Genomic DNA, 17897 nt, shown 5'->3' with positions numbered 1-17897 from the left:
GATAGCTACCAGCGCCTGTCAAACATTGTTTTCAGGGCAATTTGACATTGAAAGCTTTGTTTCACCTGCGCTAGCAGCTCCTATTTTTATGGTTTGCCTGGTTGTGAGGGCCCGCTTAGACCTTGTCTTCCACCTTCTCGCCGCGCTCGTAAATGGCCGAGGCGCGGCCTACGATCAGCGAGTCAAGCTTGCCCACTTTCTCCAGATCGCGGCTCTTGTAGGGCAGCTTGGTAAGCACATAGCGCATGGCGTTCAGGCGTGCGCGCTTTTTGCAGTCGCTCTTGATGACCGTCCAGGGGGCATCGGCCGTGTCGGTCTCAAAAAACATGGCTTCTTTGGCACGCGTGTAGTCGTCCCACTTGTCCAGCGAGGCCTGGTCAATCGGCGAGAGCTTCCACTGCTTGAGCGGATGACTCTCGCGTTCCTTGAAGCGGCGGCGCTGCTCCTTGCGGCTGACGCTGAACCAGAACTTGATCACGTGCACGCCGCTGTCCACCAGCATGCGCTCAAACTGGGGCGCATCCTGCATGAACTGCTTGTACTGCGCATCCGTGCAAAAGCCCATGACACGCTCGACACCGGCGCGGTTGTACCAGCTGCGGTCAAACAGTACGATCTCACCTGCCGTGGGCAAATGCTGCACATAGCGCTGAAAGTACCACTGGCCCTGCTCGGTCGGCGAGGGCTTTTCCAGCGCCACCACGCGCGCGCCGCGCGGGTTCAAATGCTCCATAAAGCGCTTGATGCTGCCGCCCTTGCCCGCTGCATCACGACCTTCAAAAATGATCAGCACGCGCTGGCCGGTCTCCTTCACCCACGCTTGCAGCTTGAGCAACTCCACCTGCAGACGGAACTTTTCTTTTTCGTAGACCGAGCGGCGCAGCAAATTGGCGTAAGGGTAGCCGCCGTCTTTCCAGTCCTTAGACAGTTCCTCATCGGGATTGGGCTTGGATTCTTTTTTGCCACCATCGAGCTTGCTCAGCGCCTTCAACAGAGCTTTTTGGTCTTCCGGATCAGAGCCTTCAATCAAGGCACGCAGTGCCTTGGCACGCTCTTTGTCTGAGCCGGGCTGGTCCAGCACGCTCATCACCGCCGCCACGCGGCGCTTTTGGGCGGCTTGGGTGGCTTGCCCGGCGACAAATTTTTCAATCGACTGCGCATCCTCCCCCACTGCGATATCGCCCGCCTGGGCTTTGCGCTTGCCGTGGTCGGCACGTTGGGCGTTCTTTTGGGTACTGCTGGGGGTGGGCTTATCAGCCATGCGCGAAAACTCCTTGCCGCACGGCACCGCAACCCCTGTGGCGCGGTGGGTACAAGCGAACAAAACAAATCAGATACACAAAGATACCATTGCTGCAGCAGGGCGCTGAGCAAGCATCCGACCACAGAAGTGGCACATCGCGCTTGCATGCGCCTGCGCAACCGAGGACAGTATCCCCTTATCTGCACCGCTACTGCTTGCTGCCATGTTTCTGCACCGCTGTTTACTCGCTTCTTTGCTGGGCACCGGGTTGTTCACCCTGCCGACGGCCCACGCCCAGGTGTTGCGCTGCACCGATGCGCAAGGCCGCGTCACCTACACCGAGGGCTCCTGCCCCGAGCACCAGAAAAGCCGCGAGGTGGTGCCCGAACTCAGCGCCCAAGAGCGTGCCGAACAAGACGCGCAGTACCAGCAGGCCTTGGAAAACAAGCGCGCGGCCCAGCAAGCCCAGGCTGAGCGCCAAGCCGCACAAGCCCAGGAAGCAGCGCAGCGCGCCGCCGCAGAGGCGGCACGCCGCCCGCCCCCTGCCCCCATCGTCGTGGTTCCGCCTGCGCCTGCGGTATCCAGCGAACTGCCCATTTATGGGCCGCTGTACCCCCCTCGCCCACCACGGCCCCCGCATGTGCGCCCGCCTCCACACCCGGTGCCACCGCCCCCTGCGTCATCACCAGGCTACAACTGCAACGTGTTCCGCTGCTACGACGGCAAGGGCAATACCTGGCAGCGGCCTTAGGTGGACTGCAGCCCCTCGCGAACAGTGGGATAGCGCAGCGCCACACGCAGCTCTTGCTGGATGCGCGCATTGCGCAAACGGCGGGATTCCCCCATGAAACTCAGCATCATGGGCGGCAGTGTTTGCTGCGCCTGCGGCCGCGTCACACGCGGTGGCCGGGGCAGGCCGTACAGGTCTGCAGCCAGGTCGAAGTAATCCCCCATGCGCAGTTGCGTGTCATCACTGGCGTGGTAGATGCGCTGCGGCTTGCCACGCCACAGCGCTGCCTGTGCGATGCGTGCCAAGTCATCGGCATGGATGTGGTTGGTAAACACATCGTCTGCGGCTTGCAGCACCGGCAGCCCTTTGAGCAGCCGCGTGCGCGGTGTGCCACCCTCCCGGTTTGGGGCATAAATGCCGGGAATACGCAGTATTTGCAAGCGTAAGCCGCTCTCTTTTCCAAAGTTCAGCAAACGCTGCTCGGCATCCACGCGGCGTCGGGCGCGGTCGGTGCTGGGGCGCACCGGCCGGGTTTCATCGACCCACGCACCACCGCAGTCGCCGTACACCCCGGTGGTCGAGCCATACACCATGCTGTACGGCAACTTGCCCTGGCGCAGCACGCGCACCACGTTGGCCATGCGCACATCGTGCAGACCATGGTTGGGGGGTGGCGCCATGTAAATCACACGCTGGGCAATGCCGCGCAAACGGCGCAAGCTGCGCACATCGTCCAAATTACCCCGCAGCGGGGTCATGCCTTGCTGCTGCAACAGCGGTGCTTTTTCAGCACTGGAAGTCAGCGCCAGCACCCGCGGGCCATGTTGCCGCACGGTGCTGGGCCCGCGCAGCAGATCACGGGCAATGCGCTGTCCCACATCACCACAACCGATGATGAGCACCCGCGTGCGTCGAAAGCGCGCCGGCAAGGCGCGGTGAGGGAATTGGTTTACAGGCAAAATCGGGCATCCCCATTGAATACTTACTGTTACGCACCGGGCCGCTGTACGCGGCCCATTGCCTTTGTAAAGCTGCTGGTGCGGACACTGCAAAACCCCAAGGATAGCTAGAAGATGACCGCCTCCGCCTTCCAAATCACCGTTCAGCCCAGCGGACGCACGTTTGCCGCCACTGAAAGCGAGACCATTTTGGCCGCAGCCATCACGGCGGGTGTGGGCTTGCCGTATGGCTGCAAAGACGGCGCTTGCGGATCGTGCAAGTGCAAAAAACTCAGCGGTGAAGTCACGCACGACACCCACTCCGACAAAGCCCTCACGCCGCAAGAGATGGCCGATGGCTTTGTGCTGACTTGCCGTGCCACCGCGCACAGCGATGTGGTGCTGGAGTCGCGCCAGGTGACCGACACCACCGCCTTCCCCATCAAGAAAATGCCTGTGCGTGTGGCCGCGTTTGACAAGCTCTCGCACGACGTGATGCGCGTGCAACTGCAATTGCCTGCCAACACCGTTTTCAAGTACTTTGCGGGACAGTTCATTGAATTCATCTTGCGCGATGGCTCGCGCCGTGCGTATTCGATTGCCACGCCCCCCCACGTGCAAGAAAGTACCCCCGGCATTGAGCTGCACATCCGTCACATGCCCGGCGGCGTCTTCACCGACCATGTGTTTGGCACCCTGAAAGAAAAAGAAATTCTGCGTGCCGAAGGCCCATTTGGCAGCTTCTTCCTGCGCGAAGACTCCGCCAAACCCATGGTGTTTCTGGCCTCCGGCACGGGTTTTGCCCCCATCAAGGCCTTGCTGGCCCACATGCAGCACCAAGGCATCACGCGCCCGGTCAGCCTGTACTGGGGGGGCCGCCGCCCAGAAGATTTGTACCAAGATGCGTGGGTGCAAGAGCTGGCTGCCGTCATGCCCAACCTGACCTACGTGCCCGTGGTGTCGGATGCACTGCCCGAAGACAACTGGACGGGCCGCACCGGCTACGTCCACCAGGCGGTGCTGGACGACTTTGCCGACCTGTCGGGCCACGAGGTCTATGCCTGCGGCGCCCTCATCGTGGTGGACTCCGCACGCACCAGCTACACCAGCCAGCGCGGCCTGCCCGAAGAAGCCTTCTTTGCCGACGCATTCACCAGCGCGGCGGACAAGTAAGACAACCCATCAGGCTGTTTAAGGGGCTGCCCTGCGCATACCCTCCACCTGCCCAAGGCCGCTGATGCGGCCTTTTTTACGAGTACTTACAAAACCCTTGACTGGACAGCAAGCCCACTTGGGTGTAGCACGCACCAAAACTGCGCACAGTAAAGAGATGCAGCAAATTCCCTCAACAACCGTGCCATTCGCACAATAAAAAACCAAAGCACAACAGTTGCGAGAGTATCCACACACGAATCTTGCACAATAGCTGCCATGAACCGTCGAAACCTCCTGCTGTCCTCCGTGGCACTTGCTGCTGCCATCGCGTCCCCTCTGGCCCAAGCCGTTGAGCAACCCATCCGCCTGATCGTGCCCTTTGCCCCCGGTGGCCCGCTGGACGTGACCTCCCGCGTGCTGGCCGAGCGTGTGCGCGACACGCTGGGCACTGTGATTGTGGAAAACAAAGCGGGCGCTGGCGGCAATATTGGCGTAGATGCCATCGCCAAGGCGGCACCCGATGGCAAAACCATTGGCTTGGCCACCGTGGCCACCCACGCCGTCAACCCCTGGCTCTACAAGAAACTGCCTTTTGATGCGGGCAAAGACTTTGTCGGCCTGACCCAAATGGTGCGCGTGCCCAACGTGCTGGTCATCAACGCCGAGCGCGCCAAAGAGCTGAAGATCAACTCTGTGGCCGATTTGGTCGCCTACGGCAAAGCCCACCCCGGCAAGCTCAGCTACGGCAGTGGCGGCAACGGCAGCGCGGGCCACCTGGCTGGCGAAATGTTCAAGCAAGGCATGCAATTTACGGCCGTGCACATCCCCTATCGCGGCGCCAGCCCCGCCCAGCTGGCTTTGCTGGCCGGTGAAGTGGACTTCAACATCGACAACCTGGCTGCCGCTTCTGCCAACATCAAGTCGGGCAAGCTCAAGGCGCTGGCCGTCACCAGCCTCGACGAAAGCAGCCTGCTGCCTGGCGTGCCTGCGCTGTCCAAGCAGATCAAGGGCTTTGCCATTGATACCTGGTGGGGCCTGGTCGCGCCTGCGGGCACCCCGGCAGATGTGGTTGAGAAGCTGAGCAAAGCCTTCTCCGACGCGCTGAAAGATCCAGAAACCCAAAAGCGTTTTGCCACCTTGATGGCAGAGCCTGTGCCCACCACGTCCAAGCAGTTTGACGACTTCATGGCGGCCGAGCGCACCAAATACGGCCCTGTGGTCAAGGCCTCTGGCGCCAGCGTGGACTGAGCGGCCACAGCATCTAGCGTTACTTTTTAAGGCACCTGTGGGTGCCTTTTTTATGCCAAGCACAAATCGCACAAGGTGTCAGCCCGCACGGCTAAACCCCAGCACATGCAGAATCAGTACTTACCCTGGTACGCCATGCACTGCATGCAACTGCGCTACAACCTGACATGAAATAACTGCATGCACTGCAGATTTGTGATTGACACCGGGAGGAAACACCATGCCGAAAACCCCCAACAGCTACCAGTTGCATATTCAACTGTGCGATACCAAGCCCGCCATCTGGCGCCGTTTGGTGGTGGCTGAATCCATCACGCTGGCGCAACTGCACCGCGCCATCCAGGCCGTCATGGGCTGGCAAAACCGCCACCTGTACGAGTTTGAAATTGCAGGCCAGCGCTACGGCCAGCCCGATGCCGACCAGCCCGACGACCCCACCATGGATGCGCGCCGCTACACCCTGGGCCAACTGCTGCAAGGCCAGGCCATGGCTGTGCGCTATCTGTACGACTTTGGGGACGGGTGGCTGCACCGCATCAAGCTGGAATCGGTAGCGCCGATTGCCAGCCCTGCTGCGCTGCACAGCCTGCCCATGTGCATGGGGGGGCGCAACGCCTGCCCGCCCGAAGACTGTGGCGGCCCCGCAGGCTTTGCCGATTTGCTGGCGGCCCTGCAAGATGCCACGCACCCGGATCACCAAGCGGCGCGGGCACAAGCGGCCCACTTTGATGCCAAGCACTTTGACCTGCAGCGCGCCCAGGCACGCGTGCATTCACTGGCACTGCTGCGCGCCAATGCCCCGGTTGCCGCACCCCGGGCAGAGACCGCACTGGCATAAGGTGATATTAAAAAATATAGCTAACTGCGCTCATTAAACAAGGCTTTCAACATTTAATACGATTGAAACCAAGCATTAATAAGCGCTAACAGCTATTAATTTCATAATTTCACGTGTTATCCATTGGGGCATGCGGGTGATTTATTGATCCGCATCATGCCCCGATGCAAAAAATACGTAAGCTGCGTTTCGATGATTTGAATTTCACAAAATACTGAAAATTCAAGATCACAATATCCGGCAACTGAACAGTTAGACCGATTCTAAAATTGGCCGCAGTTCAGCATTTCTTACTCTTCACCACGATTCATTCGGAAGGATTTGCGCTATGAAAAAGACTCTGATGGCATTCGCTTTGTTGGCTGCAGGTGGCTTCGCTGCCCCCGCCATGGCTGCTGACTGCGCGATTACCGTAGAAGGTAATGACCAAATGCAATTCAATGTGAAGAGCATTGAAGTGCCTAAGTCGTGCAAGAACTACACCGTCACCCTGAAGCACGTGGGCAAGATGCCCAAGTCTTCCATGGGCCACAACCTGGTGCTGACCACCGCTGCAGACGCAACCGCTACGGCAGCTGACGGCATGAAGGCCGGCGCTGCAGCAGACTACGTGAAGGCTGGCGACACCCGCGTGCTGGCACACACCAAAGTCATCGGCGGCGGTGAATCCACCCAAGTGGTGATCGATGTGGCCAAGCTCAAGGCAGGCACCGACTACACCTACTTCTGCTCCTTCCCCGGTCACTCCTTCATCATGAAGGGCACCTTGAAGCTGGGCGCTTAAACCGTCTGCTGCTTCCCGCCAGTGGTCACACACTGGCAACCTCAAGCCCCGCACCTTGTGCCGGGGCTTTTGTTTGGGTGCCTCAGCGCGCGCTCCACCGCTGTGAAACACCTGTGACTGGAACATGCGCAATCTTGGCGCCCGCCCCCGCTAGCATGCGGCAGCCCATCCCGCAAAGAACCACCAGGAGCCGCCGCATGCTAACCAACCACCCCGAAGAAAACGCTGTACGCATCCCTCTGGAGCTGTACATGCGCGGCCATGCCGAAGACAGCGCCGAACACATGCGCGCCGCCTTCCTACCCACCGCCCGGCTGGAGAGCGTGCGCGAAGGCCCGCTGACCTCCTGGGATCTGGACTTTTACTGCCAGCGTTTCAACAACACGCCGGCCCCGGACGAATCCACCCGCCGCCGCAGCATTGACTGGCTGGACATCACCGGCACCTCGGCCATGGCTAAAGTTACGCTGGTGCATGGCAGCGTAACCTTCACCGACTACTTTGTGCTACTTAAAACCGAGCAGGGCTGGAAGATTGCCAACAAGGCCTTCCACGCACAGCCCCAGTAGGCGGCAACGCCCCGCTGCTTATCGCTCCTTGTCTCAGCCCGGCAAAGCCGGGCTTTTTTGTGCCTGCCCAACCTTGTTTTTTCCAAAAACCAGCGGCGCTCCAAGACTTAGGGGCAGCGCGCACAATGCATCTTTTTTGATAGCAAAAATTTGAACCACCATGAGCCAACAAAGCTTTGAAGTTGCGTTTTTCACCATCGGCGAATTCGAAGGCCTGAGCGCCGACGACACCACCCGCACCGCCCACATCGATGTGCCCACCGACTGCCTGCCCGTGGCGGCCACCTTGCAATCGGCCCGCCAGTGGCTGAATGAGCAGCATGCCCACATCGACATGGAATGCGCCGCCGAGCTGCCGGTACGCGGTTATTTCTCGTTCAAAGGTGCGAATGTCAACGAAGGCTTGCACGTGGAAAGCGCCCAACTGGTGGCGCTGGATGAAGGGTTTGTGGTGCGTACCAGCCTGGACAACGGCGTGAGCGTGGAAAGCGATTTGATTGCGATTGCTTTGTAATAAAAATTTGCATCGAATATGGCGCTAGCGCTTTCTAGATAAGCGCTAGCAGCTATCAAAGCTATAAAAATCCATGAATTTCTGTTGGCGTATGCGCCAGCAATTCACGGCCAAGCCCGCTGCCTGCGGGCTTTTTTCATGGCTCCATGCATCCCAGATGCACATCCGCCACACGCGCACAAGGGCAAGGCGTCGGACTTAGGCTGACACTTTTGCTTGCCTTGTGCCGTCTTGCACATCCAGCACCTTGGCCCCACCATCTGGCCCATGTATCACGGCGAACGCTTTAACGCTTGGACGCACTTGGTGGGCGCCCTGCTTGCGCTGACGGGTGCCACCTGGCTCATCGTCACTACCAGCTTGCGCGCAGATGCGCAGGCCATCACCAGCGTCAGCATCTACGGCGCAGCCCTGGTGCTGCTGTATGCCATCTCCACCGTCTATCACAGCGTGCGGGGGCGTGCCAAACGCATCTGGCAAAAGTGTGATCACCTGAGCATCTACCTGATGATTGCGGGCAGCTACACGCCGTTTTGCCTCATCAGCCTGCGCGGTGCCTGGGGCTGGAGTCTGTTTGGTGTGGTCTGGGGGTTGGCGCTGATTGGCATGCTGCAAGAGATCAAACCGCGCAGCGAGGCGCGCGTGCTGTCTTTGGTGATTTATGCCGTCATGGGCTGGGCCGTGCTGGTGGCCACCGGCCCGCTGCTGGACGCCTTGGGCACTGCAGGCTTTGTCTGGCTGGCCGCTGGTGGCTTGCTCTACAGCGTGGGTGTTGTGTTTTTTGTGCTGGATGCGCGCGTACGCCACTTTCACGGCATCTGGCACCTGTTTGTGATTGCGGGCAGCTTGATGCACTACATCGCCATCCTCGGCTATGTACTGCCTGCCAGCAGCTAACGCCCCACCCCAAACGCCAAGCGCACCCCCCCAAGTTCTAACAGCGTGCAGTTGGCGGTGGAGCGCAGCGGTTGACCCCGCCCTAGGCCAGCACAGGGGGTGCCAGCACCTCGTCCCACGTCACCCCCGCCAAGGGCTCCCAGTGCGCCACAATGATCCAGCGCGGCGCTTCGGGCGCGCTGGCCAGCGCCTCGCCCAGCGCATCCAGGGCCTGGCTCAGGTAACGAATGCTGGCGGTATCCAGCGCCGCAATCGGCTCTTCAATCACCGTCACCCGCGCACCGCTGGCCAAGGCCGCCGCTATCCCCAGTTTGCGCAACGTGCCGGTAGACAGGTGCCACAGCGGTTTGAGCAAATGCGGCTCCAGGCCAAAGCCTTCGCAATGCGCTTGCCAGGCTTCATCGCTCCACTGCGGCCAGCGCTGGGCCATGCTTTGTGCCCACTGGTGGGCAGCAATCTCACGCGCCTCCAGAGGCTGGCGCGGGTTGTGCCAAAACACCTGCGCCTGAAAAGCGGATGGCTCAAGCTGGCTGTTCAGCCCTGCACATACCACCTGCCCTTGGCTGGGCGCGGCATACCCGGTGAGCACCGACAGCCAGCGTGCGGCGTCGTCGCCCGTCTCATCCAGCAGCGCATGCACACCGGGGGGCAATTGCTCTGTCCACCCATGGGTGCACCCGGCAGTGCCGCTGGGCCACAAATCTGCCCACGCCATCAGCGCGGCAGACGACGGTTGCGATGCATCTAGGACATCTGTCATGCGATACCTCCCTCTTCTTATGGCTGTGCAATCTAGCAAAGGCTTGTGCAAGTAAACAGTCGCCCATTGTTAGCAACTGATACACAGGCACTGTCAATGCACCGCCAAAAACCACTGCAAGTGTTCTCCCGCCTACACAAATAGCTATACATTTTTCATGTTTGTTACAGGGAGAAAACATGCAAATAAAAACAGGTGCCATCGTCGCCTTGGCGGCTGTACTGAGCCTGACAGGCTGCGAGACCATGACCGAAACCCAGCGCAATACCGCGATTGGCGTGGGCGTGGGGGCCTTGGCCGGTGCAGGTGTTGCCAAAGCCACCGGTGGCAAAGCCGGCAAAGGCGCACTGATTGGCGCGGCCGTCGGCGGGGTGGGTACTTATATCTGGTCGGCCACGATGGAACGCCAGCGCCAAGAACTGGAAGCGGCCACCCGCGGCACGGGCGTGACGGTCAGCCGCACCAGCGACAACCAGCTCAAGCTGGCCATTCCTTCCGATATTTCGTTTGACAGCAACAGCGCCTACATCAAGAGCCAGTTCCGCCCTGTGCTCAACAGCTTCGTCACCAGCTTGAAGCGCAACCCCAACACGCACGTCATCATCATTGGCCACACCGACAGCACGGGGGGTGCCCACATCAATGACCCGCTGTCCCTCAACCGCGCCAATGCCACGCGCGACTACATCTTCAACCAAGGGGTGCGTGGCCCCCGCATCCAGACCGAAGGCCGGGGCGCGCGCGAACCCGTGGCCTCCAATGACAGCAACTGGGGCCGCAGCAAAAACCGCCGCGTAGAAATCTTTGTGGCGCAGCCGCAATAAGCGCAGCACTTCAGCACTTCGCAACGCTGCGCTGCACAACCAACGCCGTGCCTTGCCAGGCCATGCTAAGGCCCTGCACATTCCATCCCCCGGCACCAAGGCCACAGGAGAAACCGGGTGATGGGGCGATGGTGCCGTCACAAGACACCCAAGTGCTTGCCCCCACATGCCGTCTATCGCCACAATGCGGGCAGCACTGTTGTCCCCTTCCCATTTCTAGAGGTTTTTTCCATGATCGTTCTTATCACCGGCGCATCTGCAGGTTTTGGCGCCGCCATGGCGCGCAGCTTTGTACAAGCGGGCCACAGCGTGATTGCCACCGCACGGCGCAAAGACAAGCTCAATGCCCTGGCCCAAGAGCTGGGCGACAAGCTCCTGCCCATTGAGCTGGACGTGACCGATGCCGCCGCCGTAGCCGCCTTGCCCGCACAACTGCCTGCGGCATGGGCCGCCGTCGATGTACTGGTCAACAACGCAGGCTTGGCACTGGGCCTGGGCCCTGCGCAAACGGCAGACCTGGCCCAATGGGACACCATGATCGACACCAACTGCAAGGGCCTGGTGCATGTCACCCGCGCCTTCTTGCCGGGCATGCTCGAGCGCCAGCGCGGCCACGTCATCAATCTGGGCTCTACCGCGGGCAACTGGCCGTATGCCGGCGGCAATGTCTACGGCGCCAGCAAAGCTTTTGTGAAGCAATTTAGCCGCAACCTGCGCACCGACTTGTTTGGCACGCCCCTTCGCGTGACCAACATCGAGCCCGGCCTGTGCGGCGGCACCGAGTTCTCCAACGTGCGCTTTGGCGATGCCGACAAGGCCGCCAAGGTGTATGAAGGCGTGGATTTCATCACCCCCGAAGACATTGCCAACACCGTGCTGTGGGTGGCCCAGGCGCCCAAGCACATGAACGTCAACAGCATTGAAATCATGCCCGTGCAGCAAAGCTTTGGTGGCTTGAGCGTGCACCGCCGCACCCCGGCTTAATGCCCCACCGCCCACGCTTTCCCCAGCGGGGGGTTTCCCCCTTCAGGCCTGCCATGCAGGCCTTTTTTTCGTGCCACGGGTGCCGAGGTTGTGAGCGCCTGCATCCGCAGCCGCTGCCATGCATGACCGCTTGCCCTTTTTGTGCTGGACACTGTGGATTCATTCTTTATCTAATACGCTGACACATAGAGCATTGCAGTTTTTTTATCTTCACCACGCTCTATCTCGCCCAAATCGCCGTGTGATCGTTATGTATAAAAAATCTGCGGAATACCTGCCGCCCTCGGTGCAGCGCCTCCAAGGCATCATCCGGCGCACGGCCTTGGCTACGGCCTTGCTGGCGGCGCCTGTGCTGGCCCACAGCCAAAATACGGTAGAGCGCTGGCGCCTGGTGGTCAGCCCCGTGCCCGAAGCGCGCACCTTGCACACCGCTATTCAGCAACAGCTGCAACAAAGCCTGCACCAGCCTGTTGATATGTACTTTGACAATGCGCAGCCACCCCAGCCGCTGCAAGGCGTTGCCTCCCAGCCTTTGATCGTGCTGCTGAGTGAATTCAACAGCTTTGCCGTCGGCAAGGCGCCCAACAGCCTGCAACACCTCGACAACCTCACCCCGCTGCAGGTGTTTTTTGAGATGCCCTGGTGCCTGTATGTGCAAGACAACTCGCCGCTGCTACAGCAATCGAACGTGAAAGACTGGATGACCCAGCAACGCCTGCAACGCCCCGTGCGCATTGGCATCAGCGCACGCGGCGGGCAATCCATGTTCTGGCTGTACGTGCTCTCGCAGGCCACGCACAGCAATGGGCAAAGCCCGCACAACATCGTCCCCGTGGAATACCGCGGGGCGCACAACCAAGCGCAGGTTTGGCGCGATGACGCAGACATGGCCCTGGCGCCCTGCTGGCAATCCACCACGCTGGGCCAGCAAGTGCGGTTGCTGGCCACCGCACAGGCCCCCACCCGCAGCGACCAGCCCCCCACCCCGACCTTCACCGACCTGAGGCTGCCCCCCCTGGCCCCGAGCTGGTTCGCCGCCTTTGTGCCCAAAAGCACGGCGCCAGCCGTTCAGGCAAAAGCCATTGAGGCACTGGAAAAAACCGCCACCGCCCCCGCAGTGCTGCAGGCCATTGAAGCTGCGCACCACCAGCCTTTGCGCTGGAGCCATGCGCAATCGCGCAAGTACATTGAAAACTACATCACCACCTGGCAATCCGTCATGCAGCTGCTGCAATGGAATGCGGCAGACGCAGCCATCACCCCCGTGGCTGCGCGCTACGCCCAGGCGCACTAACTCCACGCCCACCTGCATCGCCAATCCCGCCCGCTGGCGCATGTGGGCTGCGTGTAATTTTTTATTTTGATAGCAACTAGCGCTTACCAGACAAGAACTAGCGCCATTTTTACTAATTTTTTATGGCTATGCATGCCCGTGGTGGGTCCACTTACACCGGGACGCTGCCCATAGCCAGCGCACGCGCGCTTTCCTACCATGGCGGCTTGGGCACCACCGCCCCCCTCCCCCAAACGCACCCGTCTTGCCAGCACCTTGCACACAGGCGGGGCGCTGCACCCCTTTGCCAGACCTTCTTGCATGCAAATACTGACCCCGCCCCAGACCGAACAACACCTGCCTTTGCCCGCTTTGCTGACTGCGCTGGAGCAATGGTTCATCGAAGGCTGCGAAGTGCCGCTGCGCCATAACCACGCCATCACCAGCCCCAACGCGGATGACAGCGGCATCTTGCTCATCATGCCGGCGTGGCGGCCCAGCCAGTATCTGGGCGTCAAAACCGTCTCCATCTTCCCCGGCAACCACCAGCGCTGCCTGCCCGGGCTGCACTCGGTCTACATCCTCTACAACGCCGCCACCGGCCAGCCCTTGGCCGTGCTGGATGGCGACGCCATCACCTCACGCCGCACGGCCGCCGCATCAGCGCTGGTGGCGCGCTGGCTCAGCCGACCCGACGCCCAAAAGCTACTGGTGGTGGGCACCGGCCGCGTGGCCAGCCTGCTGCCCGAGGCCTACCACTGCGTGCGCGACATTCAAAGCATCGACGTCTGGAACCGCAACCCCGCCAGCGCCCACGCCCTGGTCGAGCGCCTGCGCGCCCAAGGCATGAACGCCCAACACGCGCCCGACCTGGAGGCCGCCGTGCGCCGTGCCGACATCGTCAGCTGCGCCACCCTTTCTACCGCGCCGCTCATTCGGGGTGAATGGCTGCAGCCCGGCACCCACCTGGATTTGATTGGCAGCTTCACCCCCGCCATGCGCGAAAGCGACGGCGAATGCCTGCGCCGCGCCACCGTGTTCACCGACACCACCGAAGCCCTGATGAAAGCGGGCGACCTGCTGGGCGCCATCGAAGAAGGCGCCTGGGCCAAAGACCAACTGGCCGCCACCTTGGAACAACTGTGCCGCAGCCAACACCCCGGCCGCCGCAGCGCCGAGGAAATCACCCTCTTCAAATCCGTGGGAAGCGCGCTGGAAGACTTGGCCGCTGCTTCGCTGGCCTATGACGGCTGGCTGAACCACCCCCACCATGCATAGCTGATTACACAGTTGCCATCTGCCTTAACAGCCATTTTTAGGCTTGGAGTGATTGCGCATCCAACCCGCTGCGGCGCTGAGCTTGGCAGTGCGTGCCGGCGGGTATGGGGTGGGTTTCAGCTTATGGATAGCATTTGATTTTTTTAGGGCTCTAGCGCTTATGGCGTAAGCGCTGGCAGCTATGGAATTTTCTTATCGCACCAGCCCGTTGCACGCTCTCTTTCCCATCCGCCTTATCGCGCCGGGGCGATTTCATTTTCTTGCTTTCCCCAAGCAAACGAAGCCAAAGAAGGAGAGCACTCTGCCATCGCCCCTGCGCTGCGCTTGTGGCAACCTGCAGTGTTCGGCCTTGGCACCGGGCGGCAGCACTCACTGCGCGCTTTGCAAGCGCTTCGCTCCAACAACTGCCGCCAGCCAGCAGCGCTGGCCTGCAACGCCCTGTGCGCCTTCGCGCAGTTAGACGTTGGCGGAGGAAATACCGCGCCGTCACCCGCACCGGGCTGGTATTCGCAGCGATAAGTGGCACTGATTCACATTGTTTTAATAGCTGCTAGCGCTTGCTGCATCAGCGCTAGAGGCCAATTTCATGCACAAGCATTTGCGCAGGTGCTGATTTCGCCAGGCAATGCAAGCATGGTGTGCTGCTTTCCCTTTAAAAACAACGCCCTGCTTTGCAAGTGCCGTTTGTCTTTCTAGACTGCCTTGTCAGAAAAATCCTGCAAAGCACTATGGCAAAGTTTCTCAACACCTCCGCCACCAATTACTTCCTGGAAGAACTTATCAAAGGCGCCAAGGACAGGCTGGTGCTGATCAGCCCCTTCCTCAAGCTCAATGACCGCATGAAAGAGCTGCTGGAGGACAAGAACCGCCTGAAGATCGACGTTCGCATCGTCTACGGCAAAAGCGAGTTGCAGCCGCAGGAAATTGAATGGCTCAAAGCGCAAAGCTATATCCGCACCAGCTTCTGCAAAAACCTGCATGCCAAGTGCTACCTGAACGAGTCCGACGCCATAGTCACCAGCCTGAACCTGTATGAGTTCAGCCAAATTAATAACAACGAAATGGGCATCCTGATTCGCCGTGAGGACGACGCCGAACTCTACAAAGACACCTACGAAGAAGCGCAACGCATCATCCGCATCAGCGATGAAGTGCGCATCAGCATGGAACGTGTCAGCACCGTGGACGAAGCCACCGCTGCCAGCGACAGCGCCGACGCCACCGACGACGAGGCCCGCCCCAACGGCAACGGCCTCCAAAAACTCTCCACCTCCCGCATCGCCCAAAAGCACGGCATGAAAACCGGCGAATGGCTTGCCAAGGCCGTGGCGGTGCAATTACTGACTGCAGACAACGGACGCCATTACCTCACACCTGCGGCCAAACAGGCAGGGATTGAGTTTGTGGCGAAGTCCAAGTTTGGGCCTTATTTTTTGTGGCCTGAGGATTTTATTTTTTGAATTTATTTTTCATGAAAAAAATTGACTTCCATATACATACTATTCCGACAGTTAGTGATAAATCTTTTGAATTCTGCATTGATAGTTTCAAAAGATATGTTGATACATGCAAACTAGATGCCGTCGCCATAACAAATCATGATCTTTTTAACAAAGAACAGTACCTCGATATTAAAGAAAAACTTGGGATAAAGGTTTTCCCAGGTATAGAAATAAATCTTGAGTACGGTCATATACTAATAATTACCGATGAATATGATGTTGATGACTTTCAAATAAAAAGTAATATAGTCAGATCAAAAATAATTAAAGCGACCGACAGCATAACCTTTGAGGAACTAGAACAAATTTTTGGCGATTTAAAAAAATATCTAATAATTCCACATTATGACAAAAAACCACAGATATATGGAAGTACACTCGAAAAATTAAAGCCATTCATATCATCTGGAGAAGTTGATAGCGCCAAGAAATTCATAAGAAATATTAAAGATAATTTAAAACTAACTCCTGTTCTTTTTAGTGACACTAGAATAAGAAAAGAAATGGGCTCATTTGCACCTAGGCAAACTTATGTTGACTGTGGCGATTTGAGCTTGGATTCGATTAAGTTATGTTTAGGAGATAAAACCAAAGTATTTTTATCTAAAGATAATGGAAACAGTCTTTGGCAAATACTTGAAAATGGTCAAAAAATATCAACAAGCTTAAATATTGTTATTGGCCAGAGGTCAAGTGGTAAAACACATTTTTTGGAAGATGTAAAAAAAACAATAAAGCGTACAAAGTACATACCGCAATTCTCGCTGGTGCAAGGAAAGGACGATGACGAGTCTTTTAGGACTGAAATAGAGAGTAAACGCGGCATCGTCGTAGACGAATACCTTTCAGGTATAAAAAAAATGCTTGATGAAGTTTCAAAGATTAACTTAGATAGCAACAACAGATCAATTAATGAATACCTAGAATCACTTAAACAGTCCGCAATTGATTTTCAAAATCAAGATATTTTCTCTAAATGCAAACTTTTTGACGAAGAACTTTACGCCATAAGTTCAAATAAAAATATTGCAAATCTAATTGAATCCATAAAAACAATAATTGAAAATACTGAATATTCTGAAATAATAAGCAAACATATCTCAATTAAAAATTTAAAGAGCTTATTAATTGAGTTAATTGAGACATCAAGGCTAGAGAATCTAGAAACAAAAAAGAAAAATTACACAAATGAAATTATTAAAGATATCAAAGATGGGCTTAATCTCCAAACATCTGCCACATCTATTTTAGAAATCGATTTATACGAACTAACAATTGAATCAAAGAAAATAGAAAAATTTAATGAGATAATAAAAAATCTTCAAAAAACATCAGTCATTCATACAGAGAGCGTACAAGGATTTAATATAATTGCCAGCAAAGAAGAGTTTAAGAATGCTACAGAGTTAGGTCATACGCTTAGAAGAAGAAGTCAATTCTCTTCTGCATACTCCAAGTATAAGTCCCCTTATGAATACTTGAATGCTCTCAAAGAGCTTGATTCCATTTCCAGCTCTGATTTTTACAAGTTATTTGTAAAAATAAATTACGAGATTCTTAACAAAGATGGCTATCCAGTCTCTGGCGGAGAGAGATCTGAATTCAGATTACTACAAGAAATAAAAGATGCTCAAAACTACGACATACTTTTAATAGACGAACCCGAGTCTTCTTTTGACAATATTTTTCTTAATTCAGAAGTAAATCAACTAATAAAAAGCATTGCTCAGACAATGCCCGTTATTATTGTTACACACAACAGTACTATTGGTGCCTCAATAGGAGCAAACTATATCCTGCACACATCCAAGGAGAAAAACTCTTCCAACGTAATATACAAAGTTTATTCTGGCTATATTGGAGATAAAAAACTTCATGCATTGGATGGATCATTCATAGAGAGTCACTCATCTATTTTGAATTCATTGGAAGCTGGTTTAGTTGCATATGACAAAAGAAATAAAGATTATGACCTTATTAAAAATTGAAAATGACAAAGGATTTTATTTATCTTCAGATAACTCATATAAAGAGTTAGATCAGATTGGCAAAGATGATTTGCTATTCCTAATAAATAAAATTATTAATGAAAATGAATGTCAAATGGAATCACTCGAAGAAAAAAGCTTAAAAAACCAAGCTCACAATATAATATATAAAAATATTTATACAAAACTGAATTCCTTCTTTAACAGAAGAAATGAGTTTAATGATCAAATCAATCAAATTTACAAAGAAGAATACGATAAATATAAAATTTAATATTTTCTCAACACACCAGCTTACAACTGGCGTGTCATGTGGAAGTACTTCATATTTCCGGCGGCTGTTTGAACGAAGCGACGAAGGAGCGCAGTGAG

General features: G+C 56.4%; 19 protein-coding genes. 15 read left to right on the top strand and 4 right to left on the bottom strand.

Translation table 11 applies throughout. From position 1 onward, the window contains the following. Positions 1-115: 115 nt before the first annotated feature. Positions 116-1261: a polyphosphate kinase 2 gene (gene ppk2, locus B3R00_RS10890; RefSeq protein ID WP_286999034.1), complete on the bottom strand. Its 1146-nt coding sequence runs from the start codon at positions 1259-1261 to the stop codon at positions 116-118. 205 nt (positions 1262-1466) lie between these two features. On the opposite strand from ppk2, the gene B3R00_RS10885 reads away from it, so the two are divergent. Continuing rightward, on the top strand, positions 1467-1994 hold the full coding sequence (locus B3R00_RS10885) for a DUF4124 domain-containing protein (protein WP_286999033.1): 528 nt from the start codon (positions 1467-1469) through the stop codon (positions 1992-1994). Here the strand turns inward: B3R00_RS10885 and B3R00_RS10880 are convergent. After that, positions 1991-2932 (bottom strand): SDR family oxidoreductase, encoded by a 942-nt coding sequence (locus tag B3R00_RS10880; protein ID WP_286999032.1) that lies wholly within the window; start codon positions 2930-2932, stop codon positions 1991-1993. The genes B3R00_RS10885 and B3R00_RS10880 overlap by 4 nt on opposite strands. A gap of 114 nt (positions 2933-3046) precedes the next feature. On the opposite strand from B3R00_RS10880, the gene B3R00_RS10875 reads away from it, so the two are divergent. The 5 genes from B3R00_RS10875 (at position 3047) to B3R00_RS10855 (ending at position 7505) form a co-directional block, all read left to right on the top strand. Next, complete coding sequence (locus B3R00_RS10875) at positions 3047-4084, top strand: CDP-6-deoxy-delta-3,4-glucoseen reductase (RefSeq protein WP_286999031.1); 1038 nt, start codon at positions 3047-3049, stop codon at positions 4082-4084. A 258-nt stretch (positions 4085-4342) separates the two neighbouring features. After that, positions 4343-5314, top strand: coding sequence for a Bug family tripartite tricarboxylate transporter substrate binding protein (locus tag B3R00_RS10870; RefSeq protein WP_174863131.1), 972 nt, complete (start codon positions 4343-4345; stop codon positions 5312-5314). Between the two features lie 220 nt (positions 5315-5534). Continuing rightward, positions 5535-6152: a plasmid pRiA4b ORF-3 family protein gene (locus B3R00_RS10865; protein WP_286999030.1), complete on the top strand. Its 618-nt coding sequence runs from the start codon at positions 5535-5537 to the stop codon at positions 6150-6152. A 328-nt stretch (positions 6153-6480) separates the two neighbouring features. Beyond that, positions 6481-6936: an azurin gene (gene azu, locus B3R00_RS10860; RefSeq protein ID WP_284214030.1), complete on the top strand. Its 456-nt coding sequence runs from the start codon at positions 6481-6483 to the stop codon at positions 6934-6936. A gap of 197 nt (positions 6937-7133) precedes the next feature. Continuing rightward, positions 7134-7505 (top strand): nuclear transport factor 2 family protein, encoded by a 372-nt coding sequence (locus B3R00_RS10855; protein ID WP_284214031.1) that lies wholly within the window; start codon positions 7134-7136, stop codon positions 7503-7505. A gap of 33 nt (positions 7506-7538) precedes the next feature. Here the strand turns inward: B3R00_RS10855 and B3R00_RS10850 are convergent, their stop codons facing one another. Continuing rightward, entirely contained in the window at positions 7539-7667 is a 129-nt protein-coding gene (locus B3R00_RS10850) for a hypothetical protein (protein WP_286999029.1), read from the bottom strand. Here B3R00_RS10850 and B3R00_RS10845 point away from each other — a divergent pair. After that, positions 7666-8019, top strand: a complete 354-nt coding sequence (locus B3R00_RS10845; RefSeq protein ID WP_286999028.1) for a hypothetical protein — start codon at positions 7666-7668, stop codon at positions 8017-8019. The two genes, B3R00_RS10850 and B3R00_RS10845, sit on opposite strands and share 2 nt — an antisense overlap. A 267-nt stretch (positions 8020-8286) precedes the next feature. Next, a complete protein-coding gene (gene trhA / locus B3R00_RS10840) occupies positions 8287-8916 on the top strand; it encodes a PAQR family membrane homeostasis protein TrhA (protein WP_286999135.1) in 630 nt (209 codons plus the stop codon). A gap of 82 nt (positions 8917-8998) precedes the next feature. Here trhA and B3R00_RS10835 read toward each other — a convergent pair whose 3' ends face one another. Continuing rightward, on the bottom strand, positions 8999-9676 hold the full coding sequence (locus B3R00_RS10835) for an ABC transporter (protein ID WP_286999027.1): 678 nt from the start codon (positions 9674-9676) through the stop codon (positions 8999-9001). A gap of 179 nt (positions 9677-9855) precedes the next feature. On the opposite strand from B3R00_RS10835, the gene B3R00_RS10830 reads away from it, so the two are divergent. From B3R00_RS10830 to B3R00_RS10800, 7 genes are all read left to right on the top strand, one after another. Beyond that, the gene (locus B3R00_RS10830; protein ID WP_286999026.1) at positions 9856-10500 is read left to right on the top strand and encodes an OmpA family protein; all 645 of its coding nucleotides are present in this window, start codon (positions 9856-9858) and stop codon (positions 10498-10500) included. 231 nt (positions 10501-10731) lie between these two features. Then, positions 10732-11484, top strand: a complete 753-nt coding sequence (locus B3R00_RS10825; RefSeq protein WP_286999025.1) for an SDR family NAD(P)-dependent oxidoreductase — start codon at positions 10732-10734, stop codon at positions 11482-11484. A gap of 250 nt (positions 11485-11734) precedes the next feature. Further along, positions 11735-12778, top strand: a complete 1044-nt coding sequence (locus B3R00_RS10820) for a tripartite tricarboxylate transporter substrate-binding protein (protein WP_286999024.1) — start codon at positions 11735-11737, stop codon at positions 12776-12778. Between the two features lie 300 nt (positions 12779-13078). Next, entirely contained in the window at positions 13079-14035 is a 957-nt protein-coding gene (locus tag B3R00_RS10815; RefSeq protein WP_286999023.1) for an ornithine cyclodeaminase family protein, read from the top strand. A 728-nt stretch (positions 14036-14763) separates the two neighbouring features. Continuing rightward, entirely contained in the window at positions 14764-15495 is a 732-nt protein-coding gene (locus B3R00_RS10810) for a phospholipase D family protein (RefSeq protein ID WP_286999022.1), read from the top strand. An 11-nt stretch (positions 15496-15506) separates the two neighbouring features. Continuing rightward, a complete protein-coding gene (locus tag B3R00_RS10805) occupies positions 15507-17525 on the top strand; it encodes a hypothetical protein (RefSeq protein ID WP_286999021.1) in 2019 nt (672 codons plus the stop codon). Then, on the top strand, positions 17506-17799 hold the full coding sequence (locus B3R00_RS10800) for a hypothetical protein (RefSeq protein ID WP_286999020.1): 294 nt from the start codon (positions 17506-17508) through the stop codon (positions 17797-17799). The genes B3R00_RS10805 and B3R00_RS10800 overlap by 20 nt, the downstream gene beginning before the upstream one ends. Positions 17800-17897: the final 98 nt, after the last annotated feature.

The organism is Comamonas sp. UBA7840, assembly GCF_002501455.1.
GTDB classification, from domain to species: domain Bacteria; phylum Pseudomonadota; class Gammaproteobacteria; order Burkholderiales; family Burkholderiaceae_C; genus Comamonas; species Comamonas jiangduensis.
Note: the sequence above shows the minus strand (reverse complement) of the source record. Positions and strands in the feature narration are given on the sequence as shown.

Coding starts and splice junctions, on each gene's coding strand:
- ppk2 (WP_286999034.1), bottom strand. CDS start 1,261: ATGGCTGATAAGCCCACCCCCAGCAGTACCCAAAAGAACGCCCAACGT.
- B3R00_RS10885 (WP_286999033.1), top strand. CDS start 1,467: ATGTTTCTGCACCGCTGTTTACTCGCTTCTTTGCTGGGCACCGGGTTG.
- B3R00_RS10875 (WP_286999031.1), top strand. CDS start 3,047: ATGACCGCCTCCGCCTTCCAAATCACCGTTCAGCCCAGCGGACGCACG.
- B3R00_RS10870 (WP_174863131.1), top strand. CDS start 4,343: ATGAACCGTCGAAACCTCCTGCTGTCCTCCGTGGCACTTGCTGCTGCC.
- B3R00_RS10865 (WP_286999030.1), top strand. CDS start 5,535: ATGCCGAAAACCCCCAACAGCTACCAGTTGCATATTCAACTGTGCGAT.
- azu (WP_284214030.1), top strand. CDS start 6,481: ATGAAAAAGACTCTGATGGCATTCGCTTTGTTGGCTGCAGGTGGCTTC.
- B3R00_RS10855 (WP_284214031.1), top strand. CDS start 7,134: ATGCTAACCAACCACCCCGAAGAAAACGCTGTACGCATCCCTCTGGAG.
- B3R00_RS10845 (WP_286999028.1), top strand. CDS start 7,666: ATGAGCCAACAAAGCTTTGAAGTTGCGTTTTTCACCATCGGCGAATTC.
- B3R00_RS10850 (WP_286999029.1), bottom strand. CDS start 7,667: ATGGTGGTTCAAATTTTTGCTATCAAAAAAGATGCATTGTGCGCGCTG.
- trhA (WP_286999135.1), top strand. CDS start 8,287: ATGTATCACGGCGAACGCTTTAACGCTTGGACGCACTTGGTGGGCGCC.
- B3R00_RS10835 (WP_286999027.1), bottom strand. CDS start 9,676: ATGACAGATGTCCTAGATGCATCGCAACCGTCGTCTGCCGCGCTGATG.
- B3R00_RS10830 (WP_286999026.1), top strand. CDS start 9,856: ATGCAAATAAAAACAGGTGCCATCGTCGCCTTGGCGGCTGTACTGAGC.
- B3R00_RS10825 (WP_286999025.1), top strand. CDS start 10,732: ATGATCGTTCTTATCACCGGCGCATCTGCAGGTTTTGGCGCCGCCATG.
- B3R00_RS10820 (WP_286999024.1), top strand. CDS start 11,735: ATGTATAAAAAATCTGCGGAATACCTGCCGCCCTCGGTGCAGCGCCTC.
- B3R00_RS10815 (WP_286999023.1), top strand. CDS start 13,079: ATGCAAATACTGACCCCGCCCCAGACCGAACAACACCTGCCTTTGCCC.
- B3R00_RS10810 (WP_286999022.1), top strand. CDS start 14,764: ATGGCAAAGTTTCTCAACACCTCCGCCACCAATTACTTCCTGGAAGAA.
- B3R00_RS10805 (WP_286999021.1), top strand. CDS start 15,507: ATGAAAAAAATTGACTTCCATATACATACTATTCCGACAGTTAGTGAT.
- B3R00_RS10800 (WP_286999020.1), top strand. CDS start 17,506: ATGACCTTATTAAAAATTGAAAATGACAAAGGATTTTATTTATCTTCA.